Origin of the sequence: Sphingomonas sp. (assembly GCF_964263785.1) — a bacterium.
In the GTDB taxonomy this organism is placed as follows: Bacteria; Pseudomonadota; Alphaproteobacteria; order Sphingomonadales; family Sphingomonadaceae; genus Sphingomonas.
This window is the reverse complement of the sequence record NZ_CAXVWL010000050.1, coordinates 34,425-50,192: the sequence shown is the minus strand read 5'-3', so window position 1 is coordinate 50,192 and position 15,768 is coordinate 34,425. Positions and strand designations below refer to the sequence as shown.

Annotated in this window: 13 protein-coding genes; 10 read left to right on the top strand and 3 right to left on the bottom strand. The window is 67.7% G+C overall.

Annotation, left to right across the window (positions count from 1 at the left end):
* The first annotated feature begins 21 nt into the window (after window positions 1-21).
* The 9 genes from ACE5C1_RS06485 to ACE5C1_RS06445 all read left to right on the top strand — a co-directional run bounded on the left by ACE5C1_RS06485 (window position 22) and on the right by ACE5C1_RS06445 (window position 9,109).
* Window positions 22-504 carry a DUF4142 domain-containing protein gene (locus tag ACE5C1_RS06485; protein WP_374943240.1) on the top strand — a complete coding sequence of 161 codons (483 nt, stop codon included), beginning with the start codon at window positions 22-24 and terminating at the stop codon, window positions 502-504.
* Window positions 505-573: 69 nt separating this feature from the next.
* The gene (locus ACE5C1_RS06480; protein WP_374943239.1) at window positions 574-1,113 is read left to right on the top strand and encodes an SRPBCC family protein; all 540 of its coding nucleotides are present in this window, start codon (window positions 574-576) and stop codon (window positions 1,111-1,113) included.
* A complete protein-coding gene (locus tag ACE5C1_RS06475) occupies window positions 1,113-2,294 on the top strand; it encodes a zinc-dependent alcohol dehydrogenase (protein ID WP_374943238.1) in 1,182 nt (393 codons plus the stop codon). The genes ACE5C1_RS06480 and ACE5C1_RS06475 overlap by 1 nt, the downstream gene beginning before the upstream one ends.
* An 11-nt stretch (window positions 2,295-2,305) precedes the next feature.
* A complete protein-coding gene (locus tag ACE5C1_RS06470) occupies window positions 2,306-3,091 on the top strand; it encodes an SDR family NAD(P)-dependent oxidoreductase (protein ID WP_374943237.1) in 786 nt (261 codons plus the stop codon).
* A gap of 97 nt (window positions 3,092-3,188) precedes the next feature.
* Complete coding sequence (locus tag ACE5C1_RS06465; protein ID WP_374943236.1) at window positions 3,189-4,352, top strand: isovaleryl-CoA dehydrogenase; 1,164 nt, start codon at window positions 3,189-3,191, stop codon at window positions 4,350-4,352.
* Entirely contained in the window at window positions 4,349-5,950 is a 1,602-nt protein-coding gene (locus ACE5C1_RS06460) for a carboxyl transferase domain-containing protein (protein ID WP_374943235.1), read from the top strand. Before ACE5C1_RS06465 ends, ACE5C1_RS06460 begins: the two co-directional genes overlap by 4 nt.
* Before the next feature lie 52 nt (window positions 5,951-6,002).
* Entirely contained in the window at window positions 6,003-6,458 is a 456-nt protein-coding gene (locus ACE5C1_RS06455; protein ID WP_374943234.1) for an endonuclease domain-containing protein, read from the top strand.
* Window positions 6,455-8,461 carry an acetyl/propionyl/methylcrotonyl-CoA carboxylase subunit alpha gene (locus ACE5C1_RS06450; protein ID WP_374943233.1) on the top strand — a complete coding sequence of 669 codons (2,007 nt, stop codon included), beginning with the start codon at window positions 6,455-6,457 and terminating at the stop codon, window positions 8,459-8,461. The genes ACE5C1_RS06455 and ACE5C1_RS06450 overlap by 4 nt, the downstream gene beginning before the upstream one ends.
* Before the next feature lie 198 nt (window positions 8,462-8,659).
* Complete coding sequence (locus ACE5C1_RS06445) at window positions 8,660-9,109, top strand: MaoC family dehydratase (RefSeq protein ID WP_374943232.1); 450 nt, start codon at window positions 8,660-8,662, stop codon at window positions 9,107-9,109.
* On the opposite strand, the gene ACE5C1_RS06440 is transcribed toward ACE5C1_RS06445, so the two are convergent.
* Window positions 9,106-10,722, bottom strand: a complete 1,617-nt coding sequence (locus ACE5C1_RS06440) for a cation:proton antiporter (RefSeq protein ID WP_374943231.1) — start codon at window positions 10,720-10,722, stop codon at window positions 9,106-9,108. The genes ACE5C1_RS06445 and ACE5C1_RS06440 overlap by 4 nt on opposite strands.
* On the opposite strand from ACE5C1_RS06440, the gene ACE5C1_RS06435 reads away from it, so the two are divergent.
* A complete protein-coding gene (locus ACE5C1_RS06435) occupies window positions 10,703-11,641 on the top strand; it encodes a DUF4886 domain-containing protein (RefSeq protein ID WP_374943230.1) in 939 nt (312 codons plus the stop codon). The two genes, ACE5C1_RS06440 and ACE5C1_RS06435, sit on opposite strands and share 20 nt — an antisense overlap.
* On the opposite strand, the gene ACE5C1_RS06430 is transcribed toward ACE5C1_RS06435, so the two are convergent.
* Entirely contained in the window at window positions 11,566-12,756 is a 1,191-nt protein-coding gene (locus ACE5C1_RS06430; protein ID WP_374943229.1) for a serine hydrolase domain-containing protein, read from the bottom strand. The two genes, ACE5C1_RS06435 and ACE5C1_RS06430, sit on opposite strands and share 76 nt — an antisense overlap.
* The gene (locus tag ACE5C1_RS06425) at window positions 12,690-15,731 is read right to left on the bottom strand and encodes a TonB-dependent receptor domain-containing protein (RefSeq protein ID WP_374943228.1); all 3,042 of its coding nucleotides are present in this window, start codon (window positions 15,729-15,731) and stop codon (window positions 12,690-12,692) included. Before ACE5C1_RS06425 ends, ACE5C1_RS06430 begins: the two co-directional genes overlap by 67 nt.
* Between the last annotated feature and the right edge of the window lie 37 nt (window positions 15,732-15,768).

The window sequence follows — 15,768 nt, the reverse complement described above, 5'->3', positions numbered from 1 at the left end:
TCTTTCTCGAGGAGAGACCCCATGAAGACCCGTATCACACTCGCACTTGCCGCCGCCGTCATGGCGACCCCCGTTGCCGCGCAGGTGATGGCGCCCGCCGAATATGTGAAGACCGCCGGCGCCAGCGATCTCTACGAGATCACGTCCAGCCGCACGGTGCTCGAAACCACCGCCGATCCCAAGGTCCGTTCGTTCGCGAACATGATGATCAAGCAACATACGAAGAGCACTGCGGACGTGAAGGCCGCCGCGGCGAAGGCGCGGGTGCCCGCGCCGCCGCCGATGCTGATGCCCGCCCAGCAGGAGCAGATCGCGCAGCTTCGCAGCGAGACCGGCCCGGCGCGCGACGCCACCTACATCGCCCAGCAGCGCGCCTCGCACGGTCAGGCGCTGGCGGTGCAGAAGGCCTATTCGATGGAAGGCACGTCGCCGCCGCTCAAGGCCGCGGCGACCAAGATCGTGCCCGTGGTCGAGAGCCACATCGCGATGCTCAAGACCATGTGACCGGGTGCGCCGCGGCTCGGCCACCGTGCCGCGCCGCGGCGCCGTTTTTTCACGAACGGAGAAATGTCGATGGCCGAACAGGTCCAGACAGACGACGCCCCGCCGACCACGTCCAAGCACGGCAAGGATGCCGGGGTCGCGCGCGCGGTCACCATCAATCGCCCGGCAGCGGACGTCTATGCGCAGTTCCGCGATTTCGCCAATCTGCCGGCCTTCATGGAGAACGTCGTGCGTATCGACGTGCTCGACGACAAGCGCTCGCACTGGGTCGTCAAGGCGCCCGCCGGCAAGACCGTCGAATGGGATGCGCGGGTGACCGATGAGCAGCCGGGCAAACTGATCGCCTGGACCTCGGAAGAGGGCGCCGACGTGCCCAATTCCGGTCGCGTCGAGTTTCGCGACGCGGGCGCGCGCGGCACCGTCGTCACCGCGACGATCGCCTACGATCCGCCCGCGGGCATTGTCGGCAAGATCGTCGCCAAGATGTTCCAGCGCGAACCCGCAATCCAGGCGCGCCGCGACCTGCGCCGCTTCAAGCAGCTGCTCGAGACCGGCGAGATCGCCACCGCGGCGATGAATCCCGCCCAGCACCAGAAGGAGGACAATTGATGCGCGCCCTGGCCTGGCACGGCAAGCACGACGTCCGCATGGACACGGTGCCCGATCCCGAAATCGTCAATCCGCGCGATTGCATCATCAAGGTCACGTCGACCGCGATCTGCGGCTCCGATCTCCACCTCTACGACCATTACATCCCGACGATGCAGGCGGGCGATGTGCTCGGCCATGAATTCATGGGCGAGGTGGTCGAGGTCGGTGCGAAGTCGACGCTCGAGAAGGGCCAGCGCGTCGTCGTGCCCTTCACCATTTCGTGCGGCAGCTGCTATTACTGTACCAAGCACCAATATTCGGCCTGCGACAACGGCCTGCCCGCCGACAATCAGGACATCGCACAGGAGGCATACGGACAGCCGATGTCGGGCCTGTTCGGCTATAGCCACATGACCGGCGGCTATGCCGGCGGCCAGGCGGAATATGTCCGCGTGCCGTTCAGCGACGTCGGGCCTATCGTGATCCCCGACGGGGTCGAGGACGACAAGGTGCTGTTCCTCTCCGACATCCTGCCCACCGGCTGGCAGGCGGCGGAATATGCGCAGATCGAGCTCGGCGACACCGTCGCGGTCTGGGGATGCGGTCCGGTCGGCCTGTTCGCGGTCCAGTCGGCATTCCTCATGGGCGCCGAGCGCGTGATCGCGATCGACCATTTCCCCGCCCGCCTCGCGCTCGCGGCCAAGTTCGGCGCGGAGACGATCAACTTCGAGGAGACCGATACCTACGAAGCCCTCATGCTCATGACCGGCGGCATCGGCCCCGATGCGGTGATCGACGCGGTCGGGCTGGAGGCGCACGGCCTGTTCGTCGACAATGTCGTCGACCAGATCAAGGCATCGACCTTTCTCGGCACCGATCGCATCCATTCGATCCGCCAGGCGATCGTCGCCTGCCGCAAGGGCGGCCGCGTGTCGATGCCCGCAGTGTACGGCGGCTTCGTCGACAAGTTCCCGCTGGGCGCCTTCATGGAGAAAGGGCTGACGCTGAAAACCGGGCAGACCCACGTCCAGCATTACATGCCCGCGCTGCTCAACGCGATCCTGGAAGGCAAGATCGACACGACCTTCCTCATTTCGCACCGCATGGACCTGGAGAAGGCGCCGCATGCCTACAAGATGTTCAAGGATCACCAGAACGAATACACCAAGATCGTGCTGAAGCCCGGCTCGGGCCTGTAAGGAGAACAACGATGGCTGACAAATTCGCGATCATCACCGGTGCTTCGACCGGCATCGGCTTCGAGCTGGCGACACTGGCCGCCAAGGCCGGCTACGACATCCTGGTCGTCGCCGACGAACCGCTGATCGACGCCGCGGCGGACGACTTCAAGCAGTTCGGCACCGACGTCCAGTCGGTGCAGGCCGACCTCTCGACCATCGAAGGCGTCGACCAGCTGCTGGCGGCAGCCGGTGGGCGGCAGATCGACGTCCTGTGCGCCAACGCCGGCCACGGCCTCGGCCACGCGTTCCTCGACCAGGATCTCGCCGCTTGGCGCAAGGTCGTCGACCTCAATGTCGTCGGCACCGCCTATACGCTCCAGAAGGTCCTCAAGCAGATGGTTGCCCGCAACAGTGGCAAGGTGCTCGTGACCGGATCGATCGCGGGCTACATCCCCGGCAGCTTCCAGGCGGTCTACAACGGCACCAAGGCGTTCGTGGACAGCTTCGTCGCCGCGATCCAGAACGAGATCAAGGACTCGAACGGCGTTACCCTGACCAATCTGATGCCGGGTCCGGTCGAAACCGAATTCTTCGCACGCGGGGACATGCTGGACACCTCCGTCGGCACCGATCCGAAGAAGAGCGATCCTGCCGATGTCGCCAAGGATGGCTGGGACGCGCTGATGGCGGGCAAGGCATCGATCGTCTCGGGCTGGAAGAACAAGATTCAGGCCGCGGTCGCGAATATTACGCCCAACGCGGTTCTTGCCGAGCGGCATCGCCACATGGCGGAGCCCGGCACAGCCAAGGACTGACGCACGGATACGGGGCGGCGCCCACGCGTGGCCCCGATACCCCCTTGCGCACTGGCGCCGGAGCGGCGACACGCGGCCCCGAGAGGATCGGAGCCCCATGAACGATTTCGATTTTGCGCTGGGAGAGACCGCGGACATGATCCGCGACACCACGCGACGCTTTGCCACCGAGCGGATCGCTCCGCTCGCGCAAGCCATCGACGCGCAAGACCGATTTCCGCAAGAGCTGTGGCCCGAGATGGGCGCGCTCGGCCTCCACGGCATCACCGTCGCCGAGGAGGATGGCGGCCTCGGCCTCGGCTATCTCGACCATGTCGTCGCGATCGAGGAGGTCAGCCGCGCCTCGGCGTCGGTGGGCCTCAGCTACGGCGCCCACTCCAACCTGTGCGTCAACCAGATCGCGCGCTGGGCGAGCCCCGAGCAGAAGGCCAAATACCTCCCCAAGCTGATCTCCGGCGAACACGTCGGCAGCCTCGCCATGTCCGAAGCGGGAGCAGGCTCCGACGTCGTTTCGATGAAGCTGCGCGCCGACGCCACCGCCGACGGCTACGTCCTCAACGGTACCAAATTCTGGATCACGAACGCGGCTTACGCCGACACGCTGGTCGTCTATGCCAAGACGGGCGAGGGGAGCCGCGGCATCACCGCTTTCCTGATCGAGTCGGGCATGCCCGGCTTCTCGATCGGCCAGAAGATCGACAAGATGGGCATGCGCGGCTCGCCCACCGCCGAGCTCGTGTTCGACGACTGCCACGTGTCCGAGGCGCAGGTGATGGGCCCGCTCAACGGCGGCGTCGGCGTGTTGATGAGCGGGCTGGACTATGAGCGCGCCGTCTTGGCGGGCATCCAGCTTGGGCTCATGCAGGCCTGCCTCGACGTCGTCCTCCCCTACATCCGCGAGCGCCGCCAGTTCGGTCAGCCGGTCGGCAGCTTTCAGCTCATGCAGGCCAAGGTCGCGGACATGTACGTCGCCCTCAATTCGGCGCGCGCCTACGTCTACGCGGTCGCGCGCAGCTGCGACGCAGGGCGCACGACCCGCTTCGATGCGGCGGGCGCGATCCTGCTGGCGAGCGAGAATGCGGTGAAGGTCGCGCTCGAAGCGATTCAGGCCCTGGGCGGGGCAGGCTATACCAAAGACTGGCCGGTCGAACGCTACCTGCGCGACGCCAAGCTGCTGGACATCGGCGCCGGCACCAACGAGGTCCGCCGCATGCTCATCGGCCGCGAGTTGGTCGGCGCAGGGGAGCGCGTCGCCCAGTGAGCGCCCCCGTCCTAGACACCAAGGTTCAGCCTGAGAGCGACGCGTTCAAGGCCAACGCCGCCCACAACCGCGCGCTTGCCGAAGACCTGCGCACCCGCGTCGCCACCGCAGCGCTCGGCGGCAACGACAAGTCCCGCGATCGCCACACCTCTCGCAACAAGCTGCTCCCCCGAGACCGCGTCGAACGCCTGCTCGACCCCGGCAGCCCCTTCCTCGAAATCGGCCAGCTCGCCGCCAACGGCCTCTACGACGATGAAGTCCCCGGCGCAGGGATCATCGCCGGTATCGGCCGCGTCTCCGGCCGTCAGTGCATGATCGTGTGCAACGACGCGACGGTGAAGGGCGGCACCTACTACCCGCTGACCGTCAAGAAGCACCTGCGCGCACAGGCGATCGCGCAGGAGAACCGGCTTCCCTGCATCTACCTGGTCGACAGCGGCGGCGCGAACCTGCCCCACCAGTCGGAGGTCTTCCCCGACCGCGACCATTTCGGCCGCATCTTCTTCAACCAGGCCAACATGTCCGCGCTCGGCATCCCGCAGATCGCGTGCGTCATGGGCAGCTGCACCGCGGGCGGCGCCTACGTTCCCGCGATGAGCGACGAGACGATCATTGTCCGCGGGCAGGGCACCATCTTCCTCGCCGGCCCTCCGTTGGTCAAGGCCGCGACGGGAGAGGTCATCAGCGCCGAGGAGCTCGGCGGCGCCGACACCCACGGGCGCAAGTCCGGCGTCGTCGATCACGTCGCCGAGAACGACGAACATGCCCTGACCATCGTCCGCGACATCGTCTCGACGCTGGCGCCCGCGACGAAGGCCGAGGTCAACCTTCGCACCCCCCGCCCGCCGAAGTTCGCCGCGGAAGACCTCTACGGCATCGTGCCGCAAGACGTCCGCGCCCCCTACGACGTCCACGAAGTGATCGCGCGCTTGGTCGACGGGTCCGAGTTCCACGAGTTCAAGGCGCTGTACGGCGCATCGCTCGTCTGCGGCTTCGCGCACATCTGGGGCATGCCGGTCGCGATTCTCGCCAACAACGGCGTGCTGTTCAGCGAGTCCGCGCAGAAGGGCGCGCATTTCATCGAACTGGCCTGCCAACGCCGCATCCCGCTGCTGTTCCTCCAGAACATCTCGGGCTTCATGGTCGGCGGCAAGTATGAGGCGGAAGGCATTGCGAAACATGGCGCCAAGCTCGTCACTGCGGTCGCCACCGCCAGCGTCCCCAAGATCACCGTCCTGATCGGCGGCAGCTTCGGCGCCGGCAACTACGGCATGTGCGGGCGAGCCTACTCGCCCCGTTTCCTGTTCACCTGGCCCAATGCCCGCATCAGCGTGATGGGCGGCGAACAGGCCGCAAGCGTCCTGGCAACGGTGCACCGCGATGCCGAAACCTGGACCCCGGACGAGGCCGAAGCCTTCAAGGCACCCGTCCGCCAGAAGTACGAGGACGAAGGCAACCCGTATTACGCTACCGCCCGCCTGTGGGACGACGGCATCGTCGACCCCGCCCAGACCCGCGACGTCCTCGGCTTGGCCTTGGCGGCAACGCTCGAAGCCCCGATCCCGGAGACGCCGCGGTTCGGCGTGTTCCGGATGTGAGGGGTGTAATTGCACATACCTCCCCGGAACGGGGAGGGGGACCGCGCGAAGCGTGGTGGAGGGGCAGCCACAGGCGAGACGTCCCGTGCTGACATCACCAGCCGCAACCGTCCGCCGCGCACGCGGGCTGCGCAAGGAACTCTCGCCAGCCGAGTTGCGCCTCTGGCTCGCGCTTAGGCAACGTCCCGGCGGGCTCAAGTTTCGCAAGCAGCATCCCGCAGGAGTCTTCGCCCTCGATTTCTTCTGCGCAGCGGCGAAGCTGTGCGTGGAGGTGGATGGCGAAACGCACGACCCCGGCGACCAGCCGGCGTTCGATCACGAGCGCGATAGGTGGTTGCGCCTGCACGAGATCGAAACGTTGCGAGTGACCGCGAAATACGTCTTCCGCAATCTCGACGCGGTCGTCACACTTATCGTCGAAACGGCCCGCCCGCGGCTGCCCCTCCACCACGACGCTGCGCGTCGCGGTACCCCTCCCCGTCCGGGGGAGGTACAGGAAGAAGTATGATCCAATCCCTCCTCATCGCCAATCGCGGCGAGATCGCGTGCCGGATCATCCGCACCGCGCGCAAGCTCGGCATCCGCACCGTCGCCGTCTATTCCGACGCCGACGCCCAAGCGCTCCACGTCCGCCAAGCCGACGAAGCGGTCCACATCGGCGCGTCCCCCGCGCGCGAAAGCTACCTCGTCGGCGACCGCATCATCGCCGCCGCCAAACAAACCGGCGCTGAAGCGATCCACCCCGGCTACGGTTTCTTGAGCGAAAACGCCGACTTCGCGCAGGCCGTGATCGACGCCGACCTGATCTGGGTCGGCCCGCGCCCCGACAGCATCCGGGCGATGGGCCTGAAGGACGCCGCCAAGAGCCGCATGATAGCCGCCGGCGTCCCCGTCACCCCCGGCTACCTCGGCGAGGACCAGAGCCCCGAGCGCCTCCAAACGGAGGCCGATGCGATCGGCTACCCCGTTCTCATCAAGGCGGTCGCGGGCGGCGGCGGCAAGGGCATGCGCCGCGTCGACGCCGCCGCCGACTTCGCCGACGCGCTCCAGTCCTGCCGCCGCGAAGCCGCATCCAGCTTCGGCGACGACCGCGTGCTGATCGAGAAATACATCCTCTCGCCCCGCCACATCGAGGTGCAGGTCTTCGGCGACACCCACGGCAACGTCGTCCACCTGTTCGAACGCGATTGCAGCCTCCAGCGCCGCCACCAGAAGGTGATCGAGGAAGCCCCCGCTCCCGGCATGGACCAGGCGACCCGCGAGGCGGTCTGCGGCGCCGCCGTCCGCGCGGCCACGGCGGTCGACTACGTCGGCGCCGGCACGATCGAATTCATCGCTGATGCGTCGGAAGGCCTCCGCGCCGACCGCATCTGGTTCATGGAAATGAACACCCGCCTCCAGGTCGAGCACCCGGTTACCGAGGAGATCACTGGGCAGGATTTGGTAGAATGGCAGTTGCGTGTGGCGAGCGGCGAGCCACTGCCCAAGCGGCAGGACGAACTCAGCATCGACGGCTGGGCGATGGAAGCGCGGCTCTATGCGGAGAACCCCGTAACAGGGTTCCTGCCGTCGACGGGACCGCTGGACCATTTCGTGCTGCCTGCCGGTATTCGTATCGAGACCGGCGTGACGCAGGGTGGCGAGGTCAGTCCGTTCTACGATCCCATGATCGCCAAGCTAGTCGTTCACGGGCCGGATCGGACGCAAGCGATCGCGCGGATCGCCGACGCCTGTTCGCATGTCGAGGTCGCTCCAATCCACACGAACGCGGCGTTTCTGGTCCGCTGCACCGAACTTCCAGAATTTCTCTCGGGAAATCCCACGACTGGATTGATCGCCGCCAACATCGCTGGCCTGACTGCAACCAAATTCACCGATGCTCCTACGCTCGCCGCCATTGGGTGGCGAGCCGAAGAGTTCATGGACGCCGAGTTTAGTAAGGAGGGCGCCACTCCTTGGGCGCCCAATCCGAAGGGGCTGTTCGGCTTTCGCCTGAACAGCGCGTCATGCCCAGCGAAAATCCCGGTGCGTATTGACGGCTCGCCCACTCTCGTCACTCTTCAACCCACGGACGAAGACGATTGGCATTGGGCAATCTCAATCGATGGCCGAACCGACTTCGACGGACCGGGCACCTTACCTACAACCTATGGTCCAATGCCTACCTACCCCTTCGAAGGGTCGGTTCGCGTGTTCGAAGGCGGGGCGTCGCAGCTGTTCGAGTTTGGTGACCGTTGGCATGCTCAGGCCGCCGGAACCTCTGCCGACGGCGCCATCCTCGCCCCCATGCCCGGCCGCGTCATCGCGGTGGACGTCTCCGCGGGGGACCGCGTCGCCAAGGGGCAAAAGCTCGTCACCCTAGAAGCGATGAAGATGGAACACGCGCTCACCGCGCCCTTCGACGGCACCGTGGCCGATCTGAACGCCAGCGAAGGCGGGCAGGTGACCGAGGGTACCATCCTCGTGCGGATAGAGCGCGACGCCGCCACACCCCCGTCGCCCCGGCCTTGAGCCGGGGCCCCGCTTCTTCTTCTCGGCGACGATCAAGAAGAAGCGGGACCCCGGGTCAAGCCCGGGATGACGAAGAAGGCGAGGGCTGTCCTACACACCTGCCACATACCAAGAACGTCCGACTCACCAAACACGACCAACCCACAAGCAACAAAACACCCGCAACCACGTGAACTTCGTTACCTTCGGGAGCATTCCATGGCCGGACGCCACTACGACCAATGGACCGTCGGTGACCGGATCACCCACGACATCCGCCGCACCGTCACGGAAACCGACAACCTGCTGTTCTCGGTGATGACCCACAACCCGCAGCCGCTCCACCTCGACGCCGAAGCCGCGGCGGCCAGCGAGTTCGGCCGCATCCTTGTCAACGGCACCTTCACCTTCGCGCTGATGGTCGGCCTGTCGGTCGGCGACACGACGCTCGGAACGCTCATCGCCAATCTTGGCTATGACAAGCTCGTCCACCCCAACCCGGTCTTCATCGGCGACACGCTACGCTGCGAGACCGAGGTGGTGGAGCTCCGCGACAGCCGCTCGCGCCCCACCGCAGGCCTCGTCACCTTCCGCCACCGCCTCCTCAACCAGCGCGACCAGATCGTCTGCGAATGCTTGCGCACGGCCTTGCTGTCGCGGTCGAGCTAAGCCTCCTCGATCTGCCGGTCGTCCTCCGACAGGAGCGTCAACTCGCGCCAGTCGATCGCCTCCTGCAGCGCGTAATATTCGTCCTGCCCCACCGCGTGCCGCTCGTGCATCGCCTGCAGCGCTTCGCGTTCTGCGGCGATCGCCGCCAGCCCCAGCCGGCGGTAGCGCGACCAGCCGCCGCCCTCGTCATGCTCCAATGAATAGCTGTAGCGCAGCGCATCCGCCTCTCGGCCTTCCTTGCCCTCCAACGCGCCTGCCGCCGCCTCGATCAGCTTGCGCCGCGCCTCGGCACGCTCCCGCTCCGGGTCTTCCACCTGGTCGAGCTTCAACCAGCGGATCAGCGGCGTCAGCGTCAGTCCCTGCACCACCAGCGTCACCAGCACGACCCCAAACGCGGTCAGCACCACGATGTCGCGCTGCGGAAAGTCGGCGGGCAGCGCAAAGGCGGTCGCCAGCGTGATCAGCCCGCGCATCCCGCTCCAGCCGACCAGCACGCCTTGCGCGTATGTCGGCGGCGGCAGGTCGCCGCGCGCCGCCGCCAGGTGGCGGGCGATCAGGTTCCACGCCAGCACCACCACGAACCGCGCGACCACGACCGCGATCACTACCAGTCCGGCAAACGCCGCGGCATGCTGCATCCGCTCCCACGGCATCCGCGCGACGATGATCTTCACCTGCATGCCCATGAGCAGGAACGCGAGGACGTTGAGCACGAACACCACGGTCGCCCACACCGCGTAGGAGTGGACCCGCATCCGCGTGCCGCCGCGGATCCCCGCCGATCGCGCCAGCGTCATCGCAAACGCGACCACCGCCAGCACCGCCGACAGGTGCAGGTGTTCGGCGACGATCCACACCAGGAACGCCGCCAGGAACTGGAGCAGATTGCCCCCCAGCGTCCCCGTCACCAGCGGATTGATCTTGCGCATGAAGAAGGCGAGCGCAACGCCGAGCAGGATCCCGCCCGGCACCGCCATCGCCAGGCGCAGCCCCGCGGCCGCGTCGATCCCGCCGCTCGCCTGAAACGCGAGGGCTTGCGCGAACAGCAGCAGCGCGCTGGCGTCGTTGAACAGGCTCTCGCCCTTCAGCACCGCCATTGTCCTGCGGGGCAGCGAGACCGTGCCGAGTACCGCGGTCGCCGCGGCGGCATCGGGCGGCGCGACGATCGCGCCGAGCACCACCGCGGCGGCGATCGGCAGCCCTGCGAACGCCCATCCGACCCACGCGACCGCCGCCGCGGTCACCAGCACCGCGACCACGGCGAGCACGACCAGCGGCCGCCACAGCTTCCATGCCGCGCTGACCGGGAAGTCGAATGCCGCGTCCATCAGCACCGGCGCGATGAACAGCGCCAGCGCGGTCTGCGGGTCGATCACGATCGTCGGCGTCCCCGGCACCAGCGCAACGACGACCCCCGCGGTCGCCAGCATCGCCGGGTACGGCAGTCCCAGCCGCCGCGACACCTGGAGCAAGGCGACCGCGGCGAGCAGCAGCGCGAGCAGGCTTTCGAAAAACGTCATCGCCGCGGTGTAATGCGTGAAGCAGCGCTTGTCAGGCTTGACGATGGCCGCGCGTCCGGGAACATCCGCCGCAATGAAGACCCTGCTCGCCATCCTCCTGATCGCCTTGTCGGTGCCCGCCGCAGCGCAGAGCCAGCGCCCGCGCACGATCCTGTTCGTCGGCAACAGCTTCACCCAGGGCGCGCTCTCGCCCGTCCGCCGCTACCGCGCCGATGCGGTGACCGACCTGGGCGGGGAACGGCAGGGCGGGGTACCCGCGGTGTTCAAGACCTTCACGGAGGAGGCGGGGCTGTCCTATGCGGTCAGCCTGGAGACGCAAGGGGGGCAGTCGCTGGGCTTCCACTACGACCAGCGCCGCGCGTTCATCGACCGGGCCTGGGACGTCGTCGTACTCCAGGAATACAGCACCCTCGATGCCGCGCGACCGGGCGACGCCACCGCCTACCGCCGCGACGCGATGCGGCTGGCGCGGATGTTCACCCGCGCCAACCCCGCAGTCCAAGTCGAGCTGATGGCCACCTGGACCCGCGCCGATCTCACTTACCGGCCGGGCAGCCCGTGGTCGGGCCGGCCGGTGACCGCCATGGCATCGGACCTGGACGCGGCGGCGCGGTCGGCACGCGGCGGATCGCGCGCGATCGACGGCGTGATCCCGGTCGGCGCGGCCTGGAACCGCGCCTTCGCGCAGCGCATCGCGGACCCGAATCCCTATGACGGCATCGCGTTCGGCCAGGTCGATCTTTGGGCGCACGACCAATATCATGCGAGCACCCACGGCTATTATCTCGAAGCGCTCGTCGTTTTCGCCAAGGTCACCGGCATCGATCCGCGCACCCTGGGCGCTCGCGAGCGCGCCGCCGAAGACCTCGGCATCGCCCCCGCGGTCGCCACCGCGCTCCAGCGCATCGCCTTCGAGCAACTCGCCGCCGAACGCGATCAGCGCGCCAGCCGCTCCTCGGTTGCGGTAAAGGCGGAGTGGCCGCGCGCGTCGGGCACGTCGGTGGCAAAGTAAGCGACCCCGGTGCCACGTGCCCGGTCGATCCAAAGCCCCGATCGCAGGCCGTAAGCCTCACCCGCGTGGCCAATCCGCGCGCGCCCGTCGCCGAACGGGTCGTCGCGGCACCCCGGTGCATTCGTCGCGAGAAACGTGACCGCCAGCCCGTACCGGCAGTAGAAGCCACCCTCGCTATCGCCGTTCGCGCCGTCCAAGGTCCACAACGGCCGCACCAGCTCCGCCACCGATCGCGGCGTCAGCAGCCGCACCCCATCGACCCGCCCGCGCCCGAGCAGCAGCCGCCCGATCGTCGCCAGCCCCCGCGCCGAGATGCGCAGGCCCCCTTGCGGCGAGAAGATCGCCCCGTTCGCCCCCGCGCGCCACATGGTCAGGTCGCAGCCGCCATCGCGCGCTGGCTGGACGGGGCAAAGCGGCGCGCCGCCACGATGGTCGTCGCGCACCGCCACCCCGTCGCGGTACAGCACCACCGCGCGTGCCGCCGCCGCCTCCGAACACGCCGCCCAATTGTAGCACGCGTCGAGCTTCAGCGGCCCGAGCACCAGCCGCTGCATCAACCGGTCGAACCGCTCGCCTGTCGCGCGCTCCAGCACGCTGGCGATCACGGGGAAGCCGACGTTGGCGTAGCGGAAGTAGGTGCCCGGCGCGTGGCCGGCATCCCACACCTTCGGTTCCGCCAGCGCCTCGCGCAGGCTCGCTTCGAGCGGCAAGACATAATCGATACCGTCGACCAGGCTCGACCGATGCGACAGCAGCAGCCGGAGCGTGACCGGCGCGTCGGGAAACGCCGGGTTACGCAGCCGCCAGCCGAGCAGCACCGACACGTCGGCATCGAGGTCGATCCGCCGCTGCTCGACCAGCCGCATCACCGCGATCGCGACCACCAGCTTGGAGATCGACGCGACCCGCACCGGATCGTCCGCGGTCACCGCCCGACGCGCGGCGACATCGGCGAAGCCCGACGCCGCCACCGCGGTCACCCCGCGCCGGTCGAACGCCACCCGCACCGCCGCCGCGGGCTGCGCCGCCGCCAGCAGCGCGAGCGCGATCAGAACTTGGCCTCCACAGCGACGGTGAACGAGCGCCCGCGCGGATCGGCCACGCGCGGCTCCCACGAGCTGCCGGCGCCCGAGTTGCTATCGTAGGTGATCGCGAACGGCGGATCGGTGTCGAGCAGGTTGCGGACGCCGAACGTCAGTTGCAGGCCCTGCTGGATGCGCACGCCCGCCGACAGATTGTAGAGCGTGTACGATCCCACCCGCGGGTTATAGTCCGGCCGCGTGGCGGAGTTGGGCAGCGCGAAGTTCTTGTACCCGTTGCGGTAGATCTGCGAGAGGCTCAGCGTCACCGCGTCGTTCGACCAGGTCACGAACGCATTGTGCTTCCACTTCAGGCCCAGGTCGCCGGTCAACGTGAACAGGTTGATCAGGCTGCCGCCGTAAGGCTGCGTCGGCAGGAACTTCTCGCGTTTCTTGAGCAGGCGCGTGCCGTCCAGCCCGGCGGTGAACTGGCCACCGAACGCGTCGATGCCGCCGCGCAGCGTGATCTCCAGCCCCTCCGTACGCCGCGAACCGATGTTGTCGTTTCGCAGGTCGAGCAGCGTGATGACGCCGTTGGTGCGGAGGAAGCGGTCGGGGAAATACTGATAGTTCGCGAGCAATTGGTCGATCGACAGCGCGCCGATCGTGTTGTCGACCGCGATGTGCCAGAAATCGACCGACGCGCTGAAACGTGATGTCGGCTGGAAGACCACGCCGCCGCTGAACTGCTTCGACGTCTCGGGTTCCAGGTTCAGGTTGCCCCCGGTCACCGAATCGGGGGTGATGACGGTGCAACCTGGCGTCACGTTCGGCGTGCCGCCCGCAGGGCAGGTCGTCGGGTCGGTCCGCGCGTTGCCGGGATTGGGGGACTGGGTGAAGCCATTGAAGATCTGGTTGAACGTCGGCACGCGAAAACCGGTGTTGTACGATCCGCGGAACAGCAGCCAGTCGACGGGCCTGAACTTGGCCGTCACCTTGGGGTTGGTCGTCGTGCCGAACCCCGTGTAATCGTCGATGCGCCCGGCGAACGTGATCTCCAGCGGCTTGAAGATCGGGATCGCGATTTCGGCATAGGCCGCCTTCACCGTCCGGCTGGCCCTGGGCAGCGCGTTGATGTTGTCGAACGCGGCTTGGAAGATGTCGGGCGCGTTGTTGGCGCCCGATGTCGAACCGTTGAAGGTGTAGGTCTCGCGCCGGTAATCGACGCCCAGCGCGACTTGCACCGTGCCACCGGGCAGCGCGAACAGCCGCCCCGATACCGATCCGTCGAACTGCGTCACCTCGTACCGGCCGCCGTACAGCGTCGCGCCGCGCGCCGACACCGCATCGAGCCCGGCGAGCGCCTGCGCGCTCTGCGTCGTCGAGAACGGGTTCAGGATGCCGCTGTTGAACAGGCCGACGATGCCCGGTGCGGTCGCGCCGGGCGCGGTCGGCGCGCGCGGATCGGCCACGCCGATCGCCGCGCCCGCGATGCCCGACGCCGCCACCTGCGGCGCGGTGCGCAGGACGCCGCTGTACTGATACCCGCCGCCGAGCACCGACGACGATTCGCTGCGGGCATAGGACCCGCCGGCGCGATAGTCCCATCCGGCGAACAGCGGACCTTCCCCGCCCGCCGCGCCGCGGAACGTCTTGGTGTTGGTGGTGTAGTCGCGCACGCCGCAGGCCAGGCAGCGAAAGCGGAAGCTGATCGGCTTGCCGTAATTGGCCGCGATCGCCGGAAAGACCGCGGCGATGCGGCCGTAGATGTCGTTGTACGTCGCCGCGGTCAGCACGTTGAGCGGATAGGCGATCGGCAGCGAGCTGTTGTTGGCGGTGTACTGGTTCTCCGAGAAGCGCTTGGCGGAATCCGCATCCGATCCGGTCACCTCGGCGAACAGCTCGTGGCTGCCGAGGCGCAGCGTCCCGCGACCGTAATAGGTCAGCGTCTGGAGCGGCTGCTGCAGCACCGCGACCCGCCCGGTGTCATAGGCGCAGGCATAGCGCGCGCCGGGTATGCCCCACAGCTGCTCGTCGTAGGCAAAGCCCAGCGGCACCGAATCGCACCCCGCGCCACCGGGCAGGTCGAGCACGTTGATCCCCTGATCGGCGCGGATCGTCGTGCCGGGGATGAGCAGTCCGGGGAGCGCGGTCGCCGTGCCCGCCGCGCCGCCGAGCAGCGTGCCGCCTTGGGTGATGCCGACGTTCGCCGCGGTCGGGTTGATCGGGAAGGCGGTGGCGATCGGCGTGCCGCGGGTGTCGGCGGACAGGCCGCGGTTGGGCTGGTTGGTGTTGACGAAGCTGCGGTCGCGGCCGTAGAGCACGCCACTCCAGCTCTTGCTGACCGCGCCCATGATGTTGAAGCCTTGCTCGGTCAGATCGCCGTAGCCCGCGGTCGCCGACAGCCGGTAGATCGGGCTGTCGCCCTGCTCGGTGATGTCGGTGAACCCGGCGAGCGACAGCCCCCGGAAATTCTTCTTGGTAATGAAGTTGATGACGCCGCCGATCGCGTCGGTGCCATAGATGGCCGAAGCGCCGTCCTTGAGCACCTCGACCCTGTCGAGCGCGGCGAAGGGGATCTGGTTCACGTCTACCGCAGAGCCGGTGAGGCCATGCGCTGCGACGCGGCGGCCGTTGAGCAGCACCAGCGTGGAGGATGCGCCTTGCCCGCGCAGATTCGCTGCCGACAGGCCGTTGGTGCCGCGCTGCGCGCCGCTGGTCACGTCGCCGTTCGACGCCAGATTGTCCGCTCCGTTGCCGTTGGTGCTGAGGAAGGAAATGAGCTGTTCGGGGCTGTTGATCCCCTCGCGCGCAAAGTCCTGCGTGGTAACGATCTGCAGCGGCAACGCCGAATTGTTCGGATCCTGCTTGATCCGCGATCCCGTCACCAGGATGTCGTTCGAAGTCGGCGCGTCGCTTTCCGCGGCGCTGGTCACCGGGGTCGCGGCGCCGGTCGGCGTCTCGGCGTTCTGCGTCGTCTGGTCGCCGGTCGGCGGGTTCTGCGCCGCCGCCGTTCCGCAAGCGAGAACGGCGATCGCCGTTCCCGAAACCAGAAACCGCAGCACGGACATGGATGTGCGCATCGTAGAACCCCCCTTGGCTCGCCTC